Raw genomic sequence first — 20,112 nt, 5'->3', positions numbered from 1 at the left:
AAACAACCTAAAATGCTGTGCATAACACTTTATTTTTAGGTGAAAGTATTATGTTGCAATGGATTTATGCCATTTATGATGTGCGAAGTTTGAGTTAATAATTTAAAATTTCAAATATTACTTCATATATCAATGATTGTATTAAAATATCATTCTATTCTAAGAATAGTTCGTAATATCCCATATTATTAAAGGATATTTACTCTAATATACTATTATCTCTAAATTATGAATGGCTCAACGATATTAAAAAAGTACCCTACTATTATTATGCCTACTGCACAAATCCCAATAAAAATTGAAAGCAGTTTAGGTTTTACTGCCTTACTTAGCATTATCAATGAAGGCAATGATAATGTGGTAACTCCCATCATAAAAGAAAGAACAACCCCTAGTTGAGCACCTTTGCTTAATAATGCTTCTGCAATGGGAATGGTCCCAAAAATATCAGCGTAAATGGGAATACCTATAATTGTTGCCAACGGAACGGCTAATGGATTACCTGCCCCTAAAACTCCTACGACCCATTCTTCTGGAATCCAGTTATGAATTACAGCACCTATTCCAACTCCCACTAATATATAAGGAGACACTTTTTTAAATGTGTCGATCACCTGTTCTTTAGCAAAAATTATGCGATCGTGTTTTGTCAGTTCAGGAGATTCAATGTCTACACTTCCTCCTTGAGAAATAAAGCCTTCCACGTATTCTTCCATATTCAGTTTTTCTATAATGCTACCACCGATAATAGCAATAATTAAGCCAAGTACCACATAAAGTACAGCTACCTTTGCTCCAAAAATGCTCATTAGAAGGACAAGAGATCCTAAGTCAACCATTGGCGAGGAAATAAGAAACGAAAATGTTACCCCAAGTGGTAACCCTGCACTAGTAAAACCCATAAATAACGGAATAGAGGAACAAGAGCAGAAAGGTGTAACTGTACCAAGCAAGGCAGCAACGGTATTGGCTCCAATTCCATGGAAACGTCCTAGGATCTGTTTAGTCCTCTCTGGGGGAAAGTAACTTTGAATGTAAGAGATGATAAAAATTAGTGAACAAAGCAGTAGTACAATTTTAATCGTGTCATAGATAAAAAACTGCACACTAGCAATCCAACGGTTAGAAGTATCCAAGCCTAAAACTGATAATCCATTGCCAATCACCTCGTTTAACCACTTCATGCCAAGAATTTGATTTTGTATAAAGTCCCAAATTGCCTTAATTGCGTTCATTTTATAAATGCCCCCTTTTAATGTTTAATAATAAAACAATCACATCGAAATATTTGGATTTATAATACTTACAGAAAGCCATCTTTCGATGGCTACTTCGTTTATCATCAGCTTTACTACTGAACTCAATAATTACAGTATCATAGTAGCTAAAAAAACATTATATAAATCCTTTCATATGCTTTGCACCTAGCTCTTGTTCCTTAATTAGTAAATGCTGCTGGGGAGTGAAAGGTTCCCCATCTTCAATGATTTTTTCAATAAAATAATTGCAATCCGTCAAAATATTTTCCCCCAATGTAAACGCCTTTTTAAACTTCGCACATTCAAACTTATTTTGCTCAACTACTCCAGCAATGCCACAATATTCGCACTTTTTAATCATGTTTAACCCTCCCTTTAATTTTAAAACTAAGTGTAATTTAGTTCATATGGTAAAACTATGATGCTATATAATAATCTTATAGTATGATACTATAATTATCTTATCGTTCTATGATAAATACTAGTTAGCAATTTAGTATCTTCTTAAGTTCATCTAATTTACCATCATGTTTATTTTCGTGGATGGAACGACATTGTTGTACTTGCAATTCACCTACTATTAGTTTTGATGCAAATGCAACACATGTAGATTCTCCGCATCTTTTACAATTTGTTTTTGGTAAATATTTATATATATCTAATACAGAAGGCTTTTTTCGCATCTCAAATAGAGGTACTATTACATCTCTTTTTTTGTAAATGTCATTAATCAAATTCTTAATATAGTCACACATTTCATATGCATCTGTTTCATTTATAATTTTTGCAACTGAAAGTGTTTCACTAGAAAGTGTAATTATTTTTATTCCTTGATTAAACGTTAGATTTTCTGCTCTATGATTGTATTGAGCAATTTTTATCTCTGCATTCAGGTAAGGGAGAATTTCTGAAATATTTCTAGAAAATGCAGCTTTAAATCTCATTTTATTTGCATCTGCGGTGCAAGGTTCAATAAAAATAACGTTTACCTCTTCTAAATACATGCTTTTCACTCCATTCATGCTATTTATTAATTTTCTGAAGTGCTTCTATTAAAAAATCAATATCTTTCTTCTCATTAAAATAGCCGATTCCAATTCTACAAGTTCCTGTTGTTTTTGTGCCAATAATCTCATGTGCTGTAGGGGCGCAATGTAATCCTGCTCGAATCATTATTCCAAACTGTCGACCTAATTTATAAGCTACTTCATCACAAGATTTATCCTTTAAATTAAACGAAATTACACCAATAATTTTTTCACTATCTTGGGGACCATAAACAGTGATACCTTCAATTTCATGTAATTGATTAAAAGCATATTCTAACAATTCTTTTTCTTTGTGGTAGATTTTATTGACTCCAACCTTTTGTATGTATTTTATCCCTTCACCCAGACCCACAATCCCGGGAACATTTAGCGTTCCAGATTCTAATCTATTTGGATAGTAATCAGGTTGGTACTCATAAGTAGAGTCTCCTCCTGTTCCCCCAGATTTGATAGGCTTAATATCACCCTTCCAATTTATAACAAGTCCTCCTGTGCCCATAGGACCAAGGAGCCCCTTATGTCCTGTAAATGCCAACAAATTAATATTATTGTCTATTACATCAATCGGGTATACCCCTGCAGTTTGAGCTGCATCCACTAGGAAAGGAATCTCGTACTTTCTACAGATTTCTCCAATTTCCTTAATTGGTTGGAGGGTTCCTAAGACATTGGATGCATGATTAAATACTACTAGCGCAGTGTCTTCACAAATTGCATTTTCAACCTCGAAAGGATTTGTAAAGCCTTCTTTACTACAGGATACAACTGAAATAGTTATTCCGATATCTCTCTCTAATGTCTTTAAACAACGCCATACAGCATTGTGCTCTATGGAACTAGTAATAACATGATCACCTTTATTAAGAATTCCTTTTAAAGCTACATTTAATGATTCAGTAGCGTTTAAAGTAAAAATAACTTTTTTGACATCGTTAAAATGAAATAAATCTGTTATCCCTTTTCTAACTTGATAAACCAACATATCTGATTGAATGGCCGTTTCATAAGCGCCTCTACCGGAGGTAGCACCTATATCCATCATAAAATTAGTCATGGATTCGATGACTTTTTGTGGTTTAGGATATGAAGTTGCTGCATTATCTAAATAAATACCCATTAAACTCATCCTTTACGTATACTATCAATTATTAATTATGAAGAAAAGATTTAATAGCTTCAACTACATGCTCCAACTCTAACCAATAGATACAAAAGTACCCTTAAAATGTCTTGATTATTTACTATTTATAAAATTATTGTTTATACGTTGTTAATTATAAAGATTCCATGTCTATACTCCTTCAACAGTGAAACGATTACATCCAAATATTTAGATATATAACGCTTATAGAAAGCCATCCCTAGATGGCTGTTTTGTTTATCATCAGCTAATATTAGAAATCACATCGTTTGTTGTAATAATTTTAAGTAGATCTATGGCAGAAATACTGCCCTCTTCACTTATCCAATAATGTGTCCATTTGCCCTCTTGTCTGCTATCAACGATGCCAGATTCGCATAAAATTTTCATATGGTATGATAGGGATGATTGTGGCATATTAAGTTGTTCCTCTAAAACACAAGCACATTTTTCACCACTACGAAGTAACGCAAGTATTCGTAAACGTCTTTCATCACATAAGGCTTTAAACACTTTTGCCTGCTCTTCATATGTCTTCGTCAAGCTCTCCACCTCACATTCAAAATTCTTGATATGATAAGTATATGCCTCAAATTAGTTTTTGTCAATATTTTCAAAAATCAATTCTCTATTTCTTCAAACTCTACTGTCCTATATAATTCTATTCTTTCCTCTAAAGTTGGATGAGTGTGGTACCATGTTTTATATATATTAGATGGGCGCGGTAAGCCAAGACTTGTTTGAGTGAGTTTTTCCATGGCGCTAACCGCAGACTCTCTGTCTTCTGTTAATGAAACTTCATATCGATCCGCCTCGATTTCCATACTACGAGATACGTAGGTTGAAATGCAATTGGATAAAAATGGAAATATGTTAAGCATTATAATCAACAAGGGAATGGATGCGTAAGTACCTAAATCTTTAAAGCCAAAAGTCCCATTATACAATTAAGTATTCATGTTGCGCTGCGGTACACTAAGTAAAGAATTAAAAATTCTTCTACCCCAGCTTTTGAGAGCAAACCTTCAATCTGTTGGCAAAGTCTGTCATCTTCAATTGACGTGTACTCATTAAAAATAGGATCAATTACTAGTGGTGAGATAAATGTCGTAAAAATCGTAAAGGGTATAATGATAAGAGCTATTTTAAACCACCAAGTTTCGGTAAGCTTATAAATAATAATATATGGAACCCATAGAAATAATGAGATAATCAAATTATTGATTACAAATCCCTTTATATTTAATTCAAACCACCTTAAAAAACTTTGATACGTCAGGCCGTATTTATTCTGTAGCTTTTTATTCATTTACTCATCTTCTATTATATACTCTTATATTAAAACAAAATTTATCAATGTCATCAATTTCATTTTAATTATTTACAATCCTCTAAATATCTATATATGAGTGATTATTGTATAATATTACATTATAGCTAATTATTTCATCAAAAACATCGGCCTGTTTAAATAAATAAGTAAAACTTGCTGTCAATTCAAGTTTTCCATCTTCATTAACCTGCTACATTCCATTGACAAGATAATAGATATCCCTCATATTGACAGGGTAACAGTAGACATTGCATGGGGTGGCATGTTCTATGTAATTGGAGGCTATGGATAGTTCCTAACCTAGTATAGAAAATAAATCTTATGCAAATACTACTCACAAACAAATTGATTGGGGTGGCTGTACATGATTGTAATTTATCATGATTTCGGTGGTGCTCATACTTCTTGCGTTTGTGCTAATATTCATGCAAATATACTCCCTTCTGACAAAGTTCCCAATAAAGAAGATATTATGAACTTACCAACTTTTGATAAAATAACGAAAGAGCAATATGGTCATTTACTGTATATAGGTACTGATGAATTTGGTGCCAAGGTATATACCTTATGCAGAAAGCAAAAGCAAAAATTTGTATTACCTGCAATCTCCGATATGTATGTAATTTTTAATGGAGATATGAATGGGTTTTTCCTTGCAAATACTTCCCCTACTGTAAATAACTTAATGAGACTTGGCGGCTTTAGTTCAAGGGGTCTTGGATTAGTTTCATTTGGAAGGCCTATTGCTGCAAAAGGGATACTTAAAAATTACTCTGAGCTAGTAAATTTAGTTCAAACAACAAAAGACAATATGAAAAAATACATAGAAACGTAGGGGTAATGACTCCTATAACGGATGGGAGAGAGAAAACTTCTTTCTTAATATGTTACTGTTAAATAACTTCTATTAAATGTTTAAGCATTCACTCATTATATCAAATTATGATATTCCCTTAATCATCCTATCGTTATAGTGTTAAATTATATATAAGGAGGTAAATAATTTATCACCTACCTTAACCCTATCGATTTACTTTATTAATTCTACTCTATTATTTAATTTAGAAACATTTAAGAATCTTACCACTTACCTGCATTCATATGTCCTGCAAGTTCCGTCTTGCATCTCTGTTTGATTACCCAGGCTTCATCTTTTGCTTGAGTAAAGGCTGCCACGCACTTAGGATCTAGATTATCATCAATGCCTTTTTGGGAAATTTTAATTATTTTTTCTGCTAGAGTAATGATTTCTATATGAATTCCATTGGTTTTATCCGAGCTATAGATTTTATCAGCTGCCTCTTTCGCTAGCTCCTCGAACTTCTCTGCGCCAACATGACATTTAGGGCACTCTTCTGGAGCACTATCTCCCTCATGAACATATCCGCAAACACTGCATTTAAATAGCTTTTTCATTAAAAATCCTCCTTCAATTCGTAGATAAAAATTACTATACCCTAACGCATTGATTTTATTCAATTTCAATCCAATGCAAAAATTCTTGTCCGTAGCGTCACTTTAATCCGTTATAGATTTCGCCCCAGCTATAATACCACCTTAAAGCAAGACTTTAATAATGACATTCTTCAACCTATAATGTATAATAACTTGTAAATTCACGGAATATAAAATGATTAAATATATGTCAAAAAATTTCTAAGGATATTATAGAACATGAAAACATTAAAGGAAATATTTAATTTACACAAGGGCGATATTGTATCAATTGTTGGTACAGGTGGAAAGACTACTTTACTATATCAATTAGCTAAAGAGTTAAAAAATGATTATAATGTATTATTGACCACAAGTACTAAAATAATCAAACCCTTGAAAGGTACTTGTGATTTTCTTTATACGAACATAGAAGATTATCATATGAATCATAAAGTGAACAAAAGTAGTAGTATTACAGTAATTTCTAAGGGTATTATTTTAGAAAAAAATAAGCTCATTGGAATTGACGATAATGATCTAGAATCCGTAGCTCATGATTTTGATATGGTCATTATAGAAGCCGATGGATCCAAAAGCTTGCCATTAAAGGGATGGAAAAATCATGAACCTGTAATATTAGAAAAAACGACAAAAACCATAGGTATTATCCCTGTAAAAGTTCTAGATAAAAACATTAATGAGGATATGATTTATGGTTTCGAAGAATTTCAGAAATTTTCTAAAGAGAAGAAAATTATAGATAATCAATTAATTGGGAGAATTTGTTCTGATTGTAATGGGATATTTAAAAATTCTAAAAAAGAATTATACCTTTATATCAATCAAGTAGATTCTGCGGAGGATTTAATAAGAGCAATAAGCTTATCAAATTATTTAAGAGACAATATCATAGGTAAACCTTTTTATTTCAGGATATGTATTGGTTCATCAGTAAATGGTATATATTATGAGTTTAATTGAGGAGAATATAAATGCAGAACGAAATTGAATTTTGTAAAGGCGGAGGTTGTACAGCCAAATTAGGACCAGAAATTTTGTCTTCGGTTTTAGACAAACTCCCTACAAGGAAAGATGCGAACTTACTTGTAGGTTTTGACCGTTCAGATGACGCTGCTGTTTACAGGCTGGCTGATAACTTAGCGATTGTACAAACACTAGATTTTTTTCCTCCGATGATTGACGATCCGTATATATTTGGTCAAATAGCGGCGGCTAATGCACTATCTGATATATACGCAATGGGCGGTGAGGTGAAAGTTGCATTGAACATTGTCTGCTTCCCTGAAAAAATGGACTTGAATATATTGGGGAAAATTATGCAGGGTGGGAATGAGAAAGTAGATGAAGCTGGCGGTATCTTAGCGGGAGGTCACTCTATAAATGGCGAAGGTGTAAAATATGGTCTTTCTGTGACAGGCATCATCGATCCAAATAAGATATACAAAAATAATGGATGCCAAGAAGGCGATCTGCTTTTGTTGACAAAACCACTAGGTGTAGGTATTGTCTGTACAGCTCATAGAGTAGGTAAAAGCTCTAAAGAAGCCATAAATTTAGCCATAGAATCTATGACAACGCTTAATAAATACGCTGCAGAAATTATTCAAAAGTATGATGTTCATGCTTGTACAGATGTTACAGGTTTTAGCTTATTAGGACATTTAAATGAAATGATAGGAAATAATTTTGGTGCAGATTTAGACAGTTTGCAAATCCCCTATATTCCGGAAGCCTTGCATTATGCCAATGAGTTTTTTATAACGGCAGCAGCTCAAAAAAATAGAAATCATTTGGCAAGCAAAGTAGAATTTTTCAATATTCCATTTGCATTGGAAGAAATCCTCTTTGATCCACAGACATCTGGAGGACTCCTGATAAGTTTACCACCTGAACATGCAAAAAAGGCATTACATGAAATAGAAAAATTAGGATTGCCTTGCAGTATAGTAGGCAGAGTCACAAAAAAACACAATAATATCATTGTAAGATAAGGAGTACAAAAGTGAATAAAACATTAGACTTCAAAGGAAAAGCATGCCCTATCCCTGTTGTTGAGACAAAAAAAGTCTTATCTTCCCTAGATGAAGGAGATATAGTTGAAGTAATCGTGGATAATTTTATTGCTATTCAGAATTTAAATAAATTAGCGCAACAGACTAAGAGCAATTTTTCATATAAAAAAGTTAATGAAGATAACTATATAGCAGAATTTGTAGTTTCAGCGAAGATAAATGCGAAAGCGGATTTAGAGATAGAATGTAATCTAAATTCAAATATATCAAATACAATAGTAGTTCTTTCTTCCGATAAAATGGGAGAAGGAGATGAGAAACTAGGCCATATTTTAATGAAGGGATTTATTTACGCCTTAACAGAACAAGAAGTTCTCCCCAAAACAGTTCTCCTTTACAATAATGGAGCTAAATTATCTGTAGAAGATTCAGATTCACTTGCCGATTTAAAGCTGTTGGAGTCACAAGGAGTTGAAATCATGACGTGCGGCACTTGCTTAAATCATTACGGATTAACGGAAAAACTTGCAGTTGGAACAGTTACAAACATGTATGTAATTGCAGAAAAACAAATGCAAGCAGGAAAGATCATTCAACCATGAAAAAGAGCCATTTAATTGTAGTCAGAGGCGCAGGTGATATGGCAACAGGAACAATTCAAAAATTAATGAGATCTGGATTTCCTGTCATATGTACAGAAATATCCAAACCATCAGCCATACGGAGATATGTTGCCCTAAGTGAAGCAGTATATGAAAAATCATGGACTGTTGAAGATATTACTGCTGTTCATGTCAAATCTGTCTCTGAAGCTTGGATTGCAGTAGAAAGTGGGAAGGTTCCAATAATTGTAGACCCTAATTGCAATATACTTAATGAAGTAAAACCCATGGCTGTAGTAGATGCTATATTAGCTAAAAAGAATCTAGGTATGAAAAGGGGCATTGCACCAATAACAATAGCTCTTGGACCGGGTTTTACTGCAGGTGTGGACGCAGATATGGTCGTTGAAACCATGAGAGGACATAATTTAGGTAGAATCATTATGGAAGATTCAGCCATGCCTAACACTGGTATACCTGGTATTATTAGCGGATTTGGAAAAGAAAGAGTAATTCATGCTTCTTCGGCAGGTACAATTCATAATGTGAAGAAAATCGGTGATACAGTGATAAAAGGTGAAACAATTGCAACAATTGATCGACAGCCCGTTTTAGCATCATTAGATGGAATCTTGAGAGGGTTAATCAGAGATGGGTACGAAGTAACAAAAGGATTTAAAATTGCTGATATCGACCCTAGAAATGAAGTAAAATCTAATTGCTTCACTATTTCCGATAAGGCAAGATGCATTGGTGGATCTGTATTGGAAGGGATTCTAATGTTACACAAGAAAGCGCCTAGGGCACTTTAGCCATCAATAATCAGCTACCAGCCGCCAGTGCTAAGGTCGAATCTCACAGGTCAAAGATTCAACTATATATAGATGGTTTATATATAAGTTAAATTCAAAAGTAGGACTTTCTAATGCATGAAAAAAATGAAGGGATAGGTTGAAATCTATGATTTACTTGGATCATGCAGCAACTTCATACCATAAGCCTAAAGAAGTAGCTGAAGCTGTATATAATGCAATACAAGGTGTGGGAAACTGTGGTAGAGGGGCTCATGGTGCTTCTCTAGATTCTAGCCGTATTATTTATAAAACTAGAGTTGCTTTGTCAAGCTTTTTTAATGTGAAAGACCCTTCTCGCGTTGTCCTCACTTCAAATGCAACAGAAAGTTTAAATATCGCCATTCAAGGTTTACTTAAACCAGGTGACCATTGTATTTCTACCACTGTTGAGCACAATAGCGTTTTGCGCCCTCTCTATCATATGGAAAGCTGTGGGGTAGAGCTTACATTAATTCCTGCAGATCAAAAAGGATGCATTTCAATAAATGATATCGAATCAGCCATTTCATCAAAAACTAAGGCAATTGTAATAAATCATTCTTCTAATGTTACGGGTAATGTGACAGACATTGAATCAATAGGAAGACTGTGCCATAAACATAAGCTTTTGTTTATATTAGATGCTTCTCAAACAGCGGGTATCATTCCCATTGATATGCAGAACAATAATATATCCGCCCTTTGTTGTTCTGGCCACAAGAGCTTGCTTGGACCACAGGGTACCGGTGTACTTTGCCTAGCAAAAGGAGTAAGTCCTACTCCCCTACTATTTGGGGGTACTGGTGTAGATAGTTTTTCTGAAAAAATGCCTGATAAACTTCCAACATCCCTCGAAGCAGGAACATTAAACACCCACAGTTTTGCAGGGCTTTTAGCCTCAATAAACTATATCGTTCATTACGAACAAATTAATATTTATAATAAAGCAAATGATTTTGCACAATATTTTATTGAAAAAGCATCTTGTATACCTGGTATAACGATGTATGGTGATTTTAACGCACTCGTTAGAACTCCAGTGGTTTCTCTAAATATTAGGGATACTGATTCTGGAATAATATCCGATGAATTATATGATCGTTATGGAGTAGCTACAAGAGCTGGTATGCATTGTGCACCAGGAGTTCATGAAGTATTTAATACAGTAAATCAAGGTATGGTTCGATTTAGCTTTTCACATTTTAATACAATTGAAGAAGTAGAGGCTGCAATAGACGCATTAAGAATGATTGAGGAGGGAATACTGTGAGACCAAAAGAGTTACAATGCATTGTCACATTCAATACAACAACAGAGGCAATTGCATTTGAAGAAACGGCTAAAAAATGTGGCCTTGAGGGAAGATTAATTCCTGTGCCTGTAGTGATTACTTCAACTTGCGGTCTTGCTTGGCGTGAAAATATAAATAACAGGGCAATGGTGGAAGATATTCTAGAAAAACATAAAATAGGTTATGGTAAAATCTATAAATTGGAAATATGAATATTGAATATTGAAAGCGCCTTCGGCGCGTTAAACTATAGTTGAACAATGGTTAAACAGTAGTGTTAGTTCTTAATCTTATTGAGGCTAAAATAACATATAGAAATATAGCACTTTCCTATATGTTAAACAAAAATAGCGAGGCTACCCTCGCTATTTTTGTTTTGATTTTATTAAAAAAAAGTTCTACTTTGACCCTAGCCCCTGCCCAATGTCATCCTTGAGCGCAGCGGAGGATCTTGACCCTAGAGGAATACCCTAATACAAGCGACTAAAGCGCCATATGCGCGCTTATAGAAGCGATAAATCCCCTACAGTATCGATATCTGATAACTCTTTCGGTGAACGAACCATGATTTTCTGCAAATCATCTAGGTGATTCTTCATGACGATTTTTCCACCAATGTCCCCTTTTAGCCTTAATAGCTCTTCTAGGTATTTTCTAGAAAATAAGGAAGGGTTTCCATAAAGGTCAGGACTAGCGGCGCAGATAATACCCTTGTCACTATCTTCAAAGGCTGAAACGATCTTTTCAAGGGTATCTAGTTGAAGAAATGGCATGTCACAGGTTACAAAAAGATATCCATCAGCACTCAAATCACTTTGTAAGCCCAGTTTTATGGAACTAGATAATCCTAAATAGCTATTTTCATTATGGACAACTGTTACTTTGCTATCTTTAAGCTGTTCTGCAATGACTGGGTATTGAGTTACGACGATTGTGCTATTCAGGTGTAGCTTAAGTACTTTTTCAACAGTGTGAAAATACATCGGTTTCCCCTTGACGGGATATAGCAATTTGTTTTCAATAAACCTTTTGCTATAACCAGCTGCAAGGAGTATAGCATTTACTTTCCGCCTCATTTTTTCTTGTTTTCTAACATGCCCATTACAATCTTCTCGCTTGTGATAGGTAACTGGCGAATGTTCACTTGAGTGGCATTGTATACTGCATGGGCGATAGCAGGACTTGGGGTATTGATGACAATCTCTCCGATAGATTTTGCACCAAAAGGACCTGTAGGCTCATAACTGCTTTCAAATTCAACTCGAATGTCTTTCACATCTAAACGAGAAGGGATCTTATACTGTAAGAAGGAACTGCTAGTTAATCTTCCCTTTTTATCATGGGTTACATCTTCGTATAATGCCATACCAATTCCCTGCATGATGCCCCCTTCTACTTGAATTCGTGATAAATTCGGGTTGATGACCGTTCCACAATCGACTACAGCCACATAATCGATGATATCCACTTTTCCTGTCAATTTATCGACTTCAACTTCCACTACTCCTGCCATAAAGGGCGGCGGTGAAGTAGGAGAATAATGGGATTCGCTAGCGGTTATATAATTGTTTTCCCCTACTAAGCTGAAATTTGCAATATCTTTCAATGAAATGCTCTTATCGTCTTCTAAGGAAAATACGTTCTTTCCATCAAATTCTACCTTCTCTACTGGAATCTTTAATAGCCTTGCACCCTCAGAAAGAATTTTTTCCCTCATAGACTTGCAAGTCTTGACCACTGCCATTCCTGTAATATAAGTGGTACTTGAAGCGTAAGATCCAGTATCATATGGCGAAAGATCTGTATCTACTCCGTGAACAACAATATTTTCTAAATCGCATTCTAATATATCAGCGGCCATTTGGGAAAGTATCGTATCACAGCCGGTACCCATGTCGGTAGCTCCAATCATTAAGGTGTAGAAGCCATCATCATTTAACCTAATCTCTACTGCTCCAACGTCTACATTAGAAATTCCTGAGCCTTGCATGGCGACTGCACAACCTACAGAGCGAATTTTATCTTTTCCTACTTCTCTGTAGGGATATTTATTATCCCAGTCAATCATTTCCTTTGCCTTGATTAAGCATTTGTCTAAGTGGCAGCTGTTTAGTACTTCGTTGTAGTACGCTGGCATCTTATTTCCAACTTGCTCATGGGTGAGCATGTTTTTCATTCTCAATTCAGTAGGATCCATATTTAGCTTTGTTGCCAACTCATTGACTGCACATTCAAGTGCAAAAATCCCTTGGGTTGCTCCATAGCCTCGATAAGCTCCCCCCCACATGGTATTGCTGTAAACAACATCAAAATCAAACTTAAAGGCATTCACTTTGTTGTATATGGTCATCGCTTTGTGTCCAGACAATCCTACCGTAGTAGGACCATGATCTCCATAAGCACCTGCATTCCACAATGAATACATGTGAATGGCTTTGATATTCCCATCGTCGTCAGATCCTAATCGGATAGTAATCTGCGCTTCGTGGCGAGGGCTACCATTTGTAAAACTTTCCTTCCTGGTATAAATCATCTTTGCAGGTTTTCCCGTCTTCATGGTTACTAATGCCGGGTACAATTCGCTGACTACCGATTGTTTTGCCCCAAAGCCACCACCTATTCTAGGTTTGATGACACGAATTTTAGATTTGGGTATTTCTAAAGCATTTGACACTATTCTCCTTACGTGAAAGGGAACTTGAGTGGAGCTAATGACGTTAAGCCTTCCATAGGCATCAAAGCTGGTGTGGGTACGGAAGGTCTCCATCATAGTCTGGCTGTTTGCCTGGGTATGATAAGTTTCCTCGATGATATGGGTGCAGTTTTTGAATTGTTCTTCTACATCACCGTATTCAGAGTTCTCGGAAGAGCAAAGGTTTCGATTATTATCTGCCCCAATATCTACTAATGATTTAAAGTCTTCCTCCGGATGGATTAGTACTTCGTTATCCTTCGATTTTGTGAAATCTAAAAGGGGCTCTAGTACTTGGTACTTTACCTTTATAAATCGCAATGCCTTATCTATGTTTTTTTCGTCCCAACCAGCCACAATCGCTACTGGATCACCTACGCATCGCAGTCTTTTATCGAGAATTAACCTGTCATAAGGACTTGGCTCAGGAAAAGATTGACCTGCATTCGTAAATCTAGATTGGGGAGCATCTTTGTATGTTAATATACACTCAATACCTGGCAGTTTAAGGGCACGCTCAGTATTAATTTCCTCTACTATTGCATGAGCATGACGACTCCTGAGAAGTTTTACTATAAGGGAGCTCCCAGTAGTAATGTCGTCCGTATAAACAGGTTTTCCAGTTACTAAAGACATGGCATCTTTCTTTCTGACGCTTTTATTTACGACCTTCATACTTTACACCTCTTTTGTACTTTTCAAATAGTTCTTTATGGCCCGCAATTGACCTACATATCCTGTACATCTACACAAATTCCCTACTAAATACTTTTTAATTTCCTCTTCAGTTGGATTTGTCAGCTCATTTTTCATAGCGATTACGTTCATGATAAAACCTGGACTACAGAATCCACATTGCTCAGATCCCTCATCTGCCATAAATCCTCCGATTTCTAAAGCATCCTTTTCTACGCCTTCAAGAGTTGTCACATATTTCCCATTTGCCCTAATGGCAAGGGTGGAACAAGAAAGCACTGGTTTGCCATCTAAAAGCACTGTACACAAACCACAATTTGAGGTTTCACAACCTCTTTTTATGCTGTAAAAGCCTTTGGACCTTAACCATTCTAGGAGTGCAATATCAGGCGAGACATCATCTGTAAATTCCTTTTCATTTATCCATAATTTAATCTTCATGATTGCCTCCTAAAAGTATCTCTTCAATATTTCTACGTATAAAAACATCTGCTAAGATCGAACGGTATTCCTTACTGCCTCGGTCATTAGAGCCTAATACGATTTTATCTTCCACTACATTTATTATTTCGTTGATTTGTTCCTCGTTTAGACTTTCACTAAGCCTCAAGCTAATTAGCTGAGCTTTCGCAGGTCTAGAGCCGAGCACTATGTTCCAAGTATTTCCAACATTTGATACTGCACAGGCAAGGATAGGTAAATCAGTAGCGCTCTTTCTTTGGTTTACGTATGCAGCTTTTCTATTGTCTTTTTTTATGATAATCTTCACTAAGATATCATTATCTCGAGGCATATCCATAAAATCAGATAGGGAAACAATTCCTCCCTTGTATAACTCCACATACGTATCTAAAGCTAATAGCACTGTCAAGACATCTGAAAATCCAAACCTTGAAAATACGGTTCCCCCAACAGTGGCCCCGTTTCTAAACTGAACTCCTACGATGCTTTCAACAGATTTTTCTATGATGCCGTTAAAATATTTCTTCAAACCTGGATGCACTTCAAGGTCCCTTAAAGTACACATAGCACCGATATAAAAGCAATCTTCATCCTCCTCAATCTTGTGTAAATCAAGGGCAGATAAGTCGATGGCTTTTCCAATCCTTTTTTTTCCCATCTTAAGCCACATGATTCCTCCGAGAATCACATTTCTTCTGCTTTGATTTAGTTCATATGCTTCTTCTAAGCTTTCTGCTATGACGTATTGATCAATAGTAAACAAAAGTTTCACTCCTTTCAACTTTTGAACTGGATAAATATATTCATTCTATTTGATATTTTATTTTTACCCTAAAATAATACCATTAACAAACGAATTATACTTGATTCAACAAATAAGTTCAATGAAAAAGCTTAATCATACACAAAAAAACATGAACAATTTTCTATCATGAATGAATTTCGTTCGGAAACGCACCTCAAAAACCTTGACGCAATAAAAAAATTAATGCATAATTATTGAGGTCAATTAGATGTTTAAACGCATAATTTTGTATCATCAGGAGGATATAATGAATCAAAATAATAATTCGTTAATTTATCAACTCAATGGAAAGCCACCAATAAAGACGGCTTTACCCTTAGGTTTGCAACATGTTCTTGCCATGTTCGTTGGCAATGTGACTCCAATTATCATTATCTCAAATACCTTGGGATTGCCTGTAGAACAAAAGGCATTTCTTATCCAATGTGCTATGTTCGTTGCGGGAATTGTATCCTTAATTCAGGCTTATCCAATAGGGCCAGTTGGTGCAAAATTGCCTATCGTCATGGGCACTAGTTTTGGATTTCTCCCTGTTTGTATTGCTATTGCAGCCAAGTATGGTCTTGCTGGAGTTCTTGGAGCTGGTTTGGCGGGAGGAGTTTTCCAGGTTGTTTTGGGTTTCTTTTTAAAGCGTATTAGAAAGTATTTTCCACCGCTTATTACAGGTATTGTCTTGCTTTCTATTGGATTATCCCTCGTTGGGACAGGCATTAATTATTTTGCTGGAGGAGTTGGCGCAAAAGATTTTGGATCCTTTGAAAATTTATTTTTAGGTACTGTAGTTTTAGTGACTGTACTATTTTTGCAACATTACGTAAAAGGTCTTGTGAGCAAATCAGCAGTATTAATTGCCTTAATAGTAGGCTATATAGTAGCAATTCCCATGGGTAAAATTGATCTTGCATCTGTTGCGACTGCTAATTGGATTTCAATACCGATGCCCTTGCAATTTGGAATTGAGTTTCATGCCGATGCGATTATTTCTATCTTAGTTATGTTCGTCATTTCAACAGTAGAAACCGTTGGAAATGTATCAGGTATTGCAGATGGAGGGCTTGGTAGAGCAGCAACAGATAGGGAAATATCTGGTTCGGTTATAGCCGATGGTTTAGGAACAATATTTGCTTCCCTATTTAATGTACTGCCTAATACTTCATATGGACAAAATGTAGGAATTATTGCCATGACAAAAGTAGTAAACAGATTTACTGTAGCTACAGGAGCGATGTTTTTAATCATCGCTGGATTGTTTCCTAAAGTCGGAGCTTTTATTGCCATTATGCCAGCGAGTGTTTTAGGCGGAGCCTCCGTCGTTATGTTTAGCATGATGATTGTTAGCGGAATCAACCAAGTTACTAAGGAGCCTTTAATAGGTAGAAATGCTACGATTCTAGCGGTTGCTCTTGGCCTTGGCGTTGGTTTTAGCCTTGTGCCAGAGGCCTCTCAATATTTTCATCCTCTTATAAAAATGCTCTTTGAAGGTTCAGGAGTAGCAGTGGCTGCAGTAGTTGCTATTTTTCTCAATATAATCTTACCAAAGGACAAGTAGTACATAATTTTACTTAAAGCCATCTTTTAGATTTTAAGACTAGAGGATGGCTATTAGTATCTTAAAAATAATATACAGTTGACGATTTAGCAGATATGCTATGAACAAAAGATATTTTCCATATTACTGATGAAAATATGGGGTATTAGAGACCACTGGGGAACTTAGCATTGTGAAGGCAGCTGAAAAAGAAAATGTGAAGATGGAGGATATAAATCTAAAAAACATATAGATATACAAGATAATTAGAAAGATACATTTCCAAATAATAGAATTTTGATTTATTTAAATAAATACCGATGTACTTAACTTTCAGGACCCTTAGGGTCCATCTTATACTTTAACATACTAATATATTAAATGTCGATAATATACATTTTTGTTCATTTCTACTTTTGCAAATGGGCGCACTAGTGTGATTTTCTTATATTTTGTTCTAATTATTATTTATGTTTGTTTCTATATGCTAACCATACTGTTTTTAATGATGAATATAGTCCTACAGCAGCTGCCCCGTAGAAAGCACCCATGAACAAGCCTGCAGGTAAATCTCCACGATGGCTAATGAATATCGATATAATGAAGCCTATCGTTGATGCTATAGAAGGAAAATACTTCTTTTTTATAGGAAACACCTTAAATATCTGTGTTATTATCACAACTAAAGGTACAGCAGTTATAGCGTCCCAAAAGTTAGTTTGTATATCAGGAAATTGCATATTAGATCCTTTCATGTCGTTATTATTTTAAAAACTAATTAATACTATTCGCAGATTTTTAAAGAAAATACATAAAAAATTTATAACGAGGAGCATATGGATATTCATAAAACTCTTGATGAATTAGATTTATTATAGATTATTTTCTAGATATCGGAGTGTAGATTAAACTCTAATAAGTCCTTCCTATATTTTAGAGGGACAAAATTTTGTTGGAGTTTTTCATTTTTTCTGCCTTCAATACCCACAGTATGAAAATAGGTCCTCCATAGGCTTTCGTATATATCGTGTTCTTTAAGATCTAAAGAAATCTCTTGTTTAAAAGGACATAGGATATAATTTCCTCTATCTGATACAACTGCCATGTTTCTATTTTTATCGTGAAGAATGAAGCTTTCACTTTTAAACCGATTGGAAAAGTGGTCCGCAATAATGGGTAAAACATTATAGGTAGGGTGAATAGAACTGTAAAGTGAGCTGCCTAAAGCCGTAAATCGCACATAACCTAAATATCTATGAGATTCCATTTTTACTTTACGAACTACCTGTAGCAAAGGTAAAACAGCTTTATGAGTGTGATATTGATTAAAGTCTCTACCCATTTGAAAACCTAGATTTAAATATTGAAAAATCCATTCTTCTTTACTTTGATGATCAGATAGAAAACAATAAAAAATATTCATTAGAGTTTCCCTAGATAATTTCCTTTTAATCACATCAAACATTTTATCTGCCTGATCAGAATCCGTCTTGATTTCTTTATATGGATTTAAAAGAGAAATCTGATAGGTTTCTTTTTTAAAAATTCCACTACAAGGAACTAAAAAGAGATGTTCATAATAACAATTCAAAAACCCTTCAAAGGTATTATCGTATAAATAATGCATTTATATCACTCTTCCTATCAAAAAACTGAACTGCTCGTATTTTTGCTCATTAAGGTATTTTCGTTTAATAAAATCCATGTCCATGTTCTCTCCATAATATTTACCCTTACACGTAACAAAATATTTAGCTCTTTTTATTACACAGCCAGTTTTACAGAAAGCATCATAATCCAGCAAAGCTACTCTTCTCTCCTTTATAATTCTCCTAGCTGAGGTATGACCTACTCCAGGAATTCGAATTAAAAACTCTAAAGGGGCTTGGTTAATTTCTATAGGAAAGAGGTGAAGATTGTTTAAAGCCCAATTCATCTTAGGATCAAATTTTGTACTGATGGATTGGCCTCCACCAATAAAGATATCCTCTGATGTAAAATTATAAAATCTTAGCAGCCAATCGGCCTGGTATAGCCTATGCTCTCTTAAAAGTGGGGGCATCGTTTGTATAGAGGGTAATGTGGAATGTATATTCACAGGTACATAGGCAGAGTAGTATACTCGCTTCATATTGTATTTATGGTAAAGATATTCTGCACAAGTAAGAATTTTATAGTCCGTATCTTCTGTAGCGCCAATAATCATTTGCGTAGACTGACCTGCAGGAACAAATTTCTTATAATGGGTTAAAGACTTTTTCTCATCTTGAGCCAGCAAAAGGTGATTTCGAATCTCCTTCATTGGGGCTATAATAGCAGAGTGTTTCTTTTGTGGTGCTAATTTTCCCAAGGATTCCTTCGTAGGAAGTTCAATATTTACGCTCATTCGATCCGCAAGATATCCACATTGTTCAATAAACTCTTTATCTGCTCCTGGAATCGCTTTTACATGAATATATCCATTAAAATGATATTTTTTTCTAAGAAGCAATAAGATTTTATAGATGTTTTCCATGGTTTGGTTAGAGCTCTTTTCAATGGCAGAACTTAAAAATAAACCTTCAATATAATTTCTACGATAAAATTCTATGGTCAATTTTGCTACTTCTTCAGGTGTAAAGGAAGCTCGCTCTACATTATTAGTAGCTTTGTTGATGCAGTAAGCACAATCGTAAATGCAGCGATTAGTCATGAGAATTTTTAGTAAAGAAATGCATCTTCCATCGGAAGACCAAGTATGACATATTCCAAAGGATCTAGAGTTTCCAAGTCCACCTTCCCCTTTGTTACGCCTTTCTACACCACTAGAAGAACAGGAAACATCGTATTTAGCAGCATCAGATAAAATCTTTAGTTTTTTCATAATCTCTTCCAAATCCATCACCTAGTAAAATTATACCAAAAACGAAACAGGAAATCAAACATATGTTCGTTTTAGGCATATAATCCAC

At 35.0% G+C, this 20,112-nt stretch carries 23 protein-coding genes; 8 read left to right on the top strand and 15 right to left on the bottom strand.

Annotated features, from left to right (window positions below):
• Positions 1–221 precede the first annotated feature (221 nt).
• The 7 genes from DES36_RS11275 to DES36_RS11245 form a co-directional block, all read right to left on the bottom strand.
• Complete coding sequence (locus DES36_RS11275) at positions 222–1,235, bottom strand: permease (protein ID WP_113921304.1); 1,014 nt, start codon at positions 1,233–1,235, stop codon at positions 222–224.
• 160 nt (positions 1,236–1,395) lie between these two features.
• Positions 1,396–1,620, bottom strand: a complete 225-nt coding sequence (locus DES36_RS11270) for a hypothetical protein (protein ID WP_242981764.1) — start codon at positions 1,618–1,620, stop codon at positions 1,396–1,398.
• A gap of 124 nt (positions 1,621–1,744) precedes the next feature.
• The gene (locus DES36_RS11265) at positions 1,745–2,263 is read right to left on the bottom strand and encodes a (Fe-S)-binding protein (protein WP_113921303.1); all 519 of its coding nucleotides are present in this window, start codon (positions 2,261–2,263) and stop codon (positions 1,745–1,747) included.
• A gap of 19 nt (positions 2,264–2,282) precedes the next feature.
• A complete protein-coding gene (locus DES36_RS11260) occupies positions 2,283–3,425 on the bottom strand; it encodes an aminotransferase class V-fold PLP-dependent enzyme (protein ID WP_113921302.1) in 1,143 nt (380 codons plus the stop codon).
• A gap of 267 nt (positions 3,426–3,692) precedes the next feature.
• On the bottom strand, positions 3,693–3,992 hold the full coding sequence (locus DES36_RS11255; protein WP_113921301.1) for an ArsR/SmtB family transcription factor: 300 nt from the start codon (positions 3,990–3,992) through the stop codon (positions 3,693–3,695).
• Positions 3,993–4,069: 77 nt separating this feature from the next.
• Entirely contained in the window at positions 4,070–4,396 is a 327-nt protein-coding gene (locus tag DES36_RS11250; protein ID WP_113921300.1) for a M48 family metalloprotease, read from the bottom strand.
• Between the two features lie 8 nt (positions 4,397–4,404).
• Entirely contained in the window at positions 4,405–4,758 is a 354-nt protein-coding gene (locus DES36_RS11245; protein WP_113921299.1) for a M48 family metalloprotease, read from the bottom strand.
• 388 nt (positions 4,759–5,146) lie between these two features.
• On the opposite strand from DES36_RS11245, the gene DES36_RS11235 reads away from it, so the two are divergent.
• Positions 5,147–5,617, top strand: a complete 471-nt coding sequence (locus tag DES36_RS11235; protein WP_113921298.1) for a DUF3189 family protein — start codon at positions 5,147–5,149, stop codon at positions 5,615–5,617.
• Positions 5,618–5,862: 245 nt separating this feature from the next.
• Here DES36_RS11235 and DES36_RS11230 read toward each other — a convergent pair whose 3' ends face one another.
• Complete coding sequence (locus tag DES36_RS11230; RefSeq protein ID WP_113921297.1) at positions 5,863–6,198, bottom strand: rubredoxin-like domain-containing protein; 336 nt, start codon at positions 6,196–6,198, stop codon at positions 5,863–5,865.
• Positions 6,199–6,456: 258 nt separating this feature from the next.
• On the opposite strand from DES36_RS11230, the gene yqeC reads away from it, so the two are divergent.
• The 6 genes from yqeC to DES36_RS11200 all read left to right on the top strand — a co-directional run bounded on the left by yqeC (position 6,457) and on the right by DES36_RS11200 (position 11,190).
• Positions 6,457–7,200, top strand: coding sequence for a selenium cofactor biosynthesis protein YqeC (gene yqeC, locus DES36_RS11225; RefSeq protein ID WP_113921296.1), 744 nt, complete (start codon positions 6,457–6,459; stop codon positions 7,198–7,200).
• A gap of 11 nt (positions 7,201–7,211) precedes the next feature.
• Positions 7,212–8,231, top strand: a complete 1,020-nt coding sequence (gene selD / locus DES36_RS11220; RefSeq protein WP_113921295.1) for a selenide, water dikinase SelD — start codon at positions 7,212–7,214, stop codon at positions 8,229–8,231.
• A gap of 11 nt (positions 8,232–8,242) precedes the next feature.
• On the top strand, positions 8,243–8,854 hold the full coding sequence (yedF, locus tag DES36_RS11215; RefSeq protein ID WP_113921294.1) for a sulfurtransferase-like selenium metabolism protein YedF: 612 nt from the start codon (positions 8,243–8,245) through the stop codon (positions 8,852–8,854).
• The gene (yqeB, locus tag DES36_RS11210) at positions 8,851–9,666 is read left to right on the top strand and encodes a selenium-dependent molybdenum cofactor biosynthesis protein YqeB (RefSeq protein WP_113921293.1); all 816 of its coding nucleotides are present in this window, start codon (positions 8,851–8,853) and stop codon (positions 9,664–9,666) included. The genes yedF and yqeB overlap by 4 nt, the downstream gene beginning before the upstream one ends.
• A 148-nt stretch (positions 9,667–9,814) precedes the next feature.
• Positions 9,815–10,957, top strand: a complete 1,143-nt coding sequence (locus DES36_RS11205; RefSeq protein WP_113921292.1) for an aminotransferase class V-fold PLP-dependent enzyme — start codon at positions 9,815–9,817, stop codon at positions 10,955–10,957.
• Positions 10,954–11,190 carry a putative Se/S carrier protein gene (locus DES36_RS11200; protein WP_113921291.1) on the top strand — a complete coding sequence of 79 codons (237 nt, stop codon included), beginning with the start codon at positions 10,954–10,956 and terminating at the stop codon, positions 11,188–11,190. The genes DES36_RS11205 and DES36_RS11200 overlap by 4 nt, the downstream gene beginning before the upstream one ends.
• Positions 11,191–11,481: 291 nt before the next feature.
• Here DES36_RS11200 and DES36_RS11195 read toward each other — a convergent pair whose 3' ends face one another.
• The 4 genes from DES36_RS11195 to DES36_RS11180 are packed head-to-tail and all read right to left on the bottom strand — an operon-like array spanning position 11,482 to position 15,600.
• The gene (locus tag DES36_RS11195) at positions 11,482–12,054 is read right to left on the bottom strand and encodes a nucleotidyltransferase family protein (RefSeq protein WP_113921290.1); all 573 of its coding nucleotides are present in this window, start codon (positions 12,052–12,054) and stop codon (positions 11,482–11,484) included.
• Positions 12,051–14,345, bottom strand: coding sequence for a xanthine dehydrogenase family protein molybdopterin-binding subunit (locus tag DES36_RS11190; RefSeq protein WP_113921289.1), 2,295 nt, complete (start codon positions 14,343–14,345; stop codon positions 12,051–12,053). The genes DES36_RS11195 and DES36_RS11190 overlap by 4 nt, the downstream gene beginning before the upstream one ends.
• Positions 14,346–14,348: 3 nt before the next feature.
• On the bottom strand, positions 14,349–14,807 hold the full coding sequence (locus tag DES36_RS11185) for a (2Fe-2S)-binding protein (RefSeq protein WP_113921288.1): 459 nt from the start codon (positions 14,805–14,807) through the stop codon (positions 14,349–14,351).
• Entirely contained in the window at positions 14,797–15,600 is an 804-nt protein-coding gene (locus tag DES36_RS11180; RefSeq protein ID WP_423230761.1) for an FAD binding domain-containing protein, read from the bottom strand. The genes DES36_RS11185 and DES36_RS11180 overlap by 11 nt, the downstream gene beginning before the upstream one ends.
• A 280-nt stretch (positions 15,601–15,880) precedes the next feature.
• On the opposite strand from DES36_RS11180, the gene DES36_RS11175 reads away from it, so the two are divergent.
• Complete coding sequence (locus DES36_RS11175) at positions 15,881–17,182, top strand: uracil-xanthine permease family protein (protein ID WP_113921286.1); 1,302 nt, start codon at positions 15,881–15,883, stop codon at positions 17,180–17,182.
• Between the two features lie 443 nt (positions 17,183–17,625).
• On the opposite strand, the gene DES36_RS11170 is transcribed toward DES36_RS11175, so the two are convergent.
• The 3 genes from DES36_RS11170 to DES36_RS11160 all read right to left on the bottom strand — a co-directional run bounded on the left by DES36_RS11170 (position 17,626) and on the right by DES36_RS11160 (position 20,024).
• Positions 17,626–17,916, bottom strand: a complete 291-nt coding sequence (locus DES36_RS11170) for a hypothetical protein (RefSeq protein WP_242981762.1) — start codon at positions 17,914–17,916, stop codon at positions 17,626–17,628.
• 131 nt (positions 17,917–18,047) lie between these two features.
• Positions 18,048–18,788 carry a TIGR03915 family putative DNA repair protein gene (locus DES36_RS11165; protein ID WP_113921284.1) on the bottom strand — a complete coding sequence of 247 codons (741 nt, stop codon included), beginning with the start codon at positions 18,786–18,788 and terminating at the stop codon, positions 18,048–18,050.
• Complete coding sequence (locus DES36_RS11160; protein WP_113921283.1) at positions 18,789–20,024, bottom strand: putative DNA modification/repair radical SAM protein; 1,236 nt, start codon at positions 20,022–20,024, stop codon at positions 18,789–18,791.
• Positions 20,025–20,112: the final 88 nt, after the last annotated feature.

The organism is Alkalibaculum bacchi, assembly GCF_003317055.1.
GTDB lineage: Bacteria > Bacillota > Clostridia > Eubacteriales > Alkalibacteraceae > Alkalibaculum > Alkalibaculum bacchi.
This window is presented reverse-complemented; position numbering and strand designations above follow the sequence as displayed.

Bases quoted from the DNA above. Each gene is read 5' to 3' on its own strand.
- DES36_RS11275 (WP_113921304.1), bottom strand. From the start codon at position 1,235: ATGAACGCAATTAAGGCAATTTGGGACTTTATACAAAATCAAATTCTT.
- DES36_RS11270 (WP_242981764.1), bottom strand. From the start codon at position 1,620: ATGATTAAAAAGTGCGAATATTGTGGCATTGCTGGAGTAGTTGAGCAA.
- DES36_RS11265 (WP_113921303.1), bottom strand. From the start codon at position 2,263: ATGTATTTAGAAGAGGTAAACGTTATTTTTATTGAACCTTGCACCGCA.
- DES36_RS11260 (WP_113921302.1), bottom strand. From the start codon at position 3,425: ATGGGTATTTATTTAGATAATGCAGCAACTTCATATCCTAAACCACAA.
- DES36_RS11245 (WP_113921299.1), bottom strand. From the start codon at position 4,758: ATGAATAAAAAGCTACAGAATAAATACGGCCTGACGTATCAAAGTTTT.
- DES36_RS11235 (WP_113921298.1), top strand. From the start codon at position 5,147: ATGATTGTAATTTATCATGATTTCGGTGGTGCTCATACTTCTTGCGTT.
- DES36_RS11230 (WP_113921297.1), bottom strand. From the start codon at position 6,198: ATGAAAAAGCTATTTAAATGCAGTGTTTGCGGATATGTTCATGAGGGA.
- yqeC (WP_113921296.1), top strand. From the start codon at position 6,457: ATGAAAACATTAAAGGAAATATTTAATTTACACAAGGGCGATATTGTA.
- selD (WP_113921295.1), top strand. From the start codon at position 7,212: ATGCAGAACGAAATTGAATTTTGTAAAGGCGGAGGTTGTACAGCCAAA.
- yqeB (WP_113921293.1), top strand. From the start codon at position 8,851: ATGAAAAAGAGCCATTTAATTGTAGTCAGAGGCGCAGGTGATATGGCA.
- DES36_RS11205 (WP_113921292.1), top strand. From the start codon at position 9,815: ATGATTTACTTGGATCATGCAGCAACTTCATACCATAAGCCTAAAGAA.
- DES36_RS11195 (WP_113921290.1), bottom strand. From the start codon at position 12,054: ATGAGGCGGAAAGTAAATGCTATACTCCTTGCAGCTGGTTATAGCAAA.
- DES36_RS11190 (WP_113921289.1), bottom strand. From the start codon at position 14,345: ATGAAGGTCGTAAATAAAAGCGTCAGAAAGAAAGATGCCATGTCTTTA.
- DES36_RS11185 (WP_113921288.1), bottom strand. From the start codon at position 14,807: ATGAAGATTAAATTATGGATAAATGAAAAGGAATTTACAGATGATGTC.
- DES36_RS11175 (WP_113921286.1), top strand. From the start codon at position 15,881: ATGAATCAAAATAATAATTCGTTAATTTATCAACTCAATGGAAAGCCA.
- DES36_RS11170 (WP_242981762.1), bottom strand. From the start codon at position 17,916: ATGAAAGGATCTAATATGCAATTTCCTGATATACAAACTAACTTTTGG.
- DES36_RS11165 (WP_113921284.1), bottom strand. From the start codon at position 18,788: ATGCATTATTTATACGATAATACCTTTGAAGGGTTTTTGAATTGTTAT.
- DES36_RS11160 (WP_113921283.1), bottom strand. From the start codon at position 20,024: ATGAAAAAACTAAAGATTTTATCTGATGCTGCTAAATACGATGTTTCC.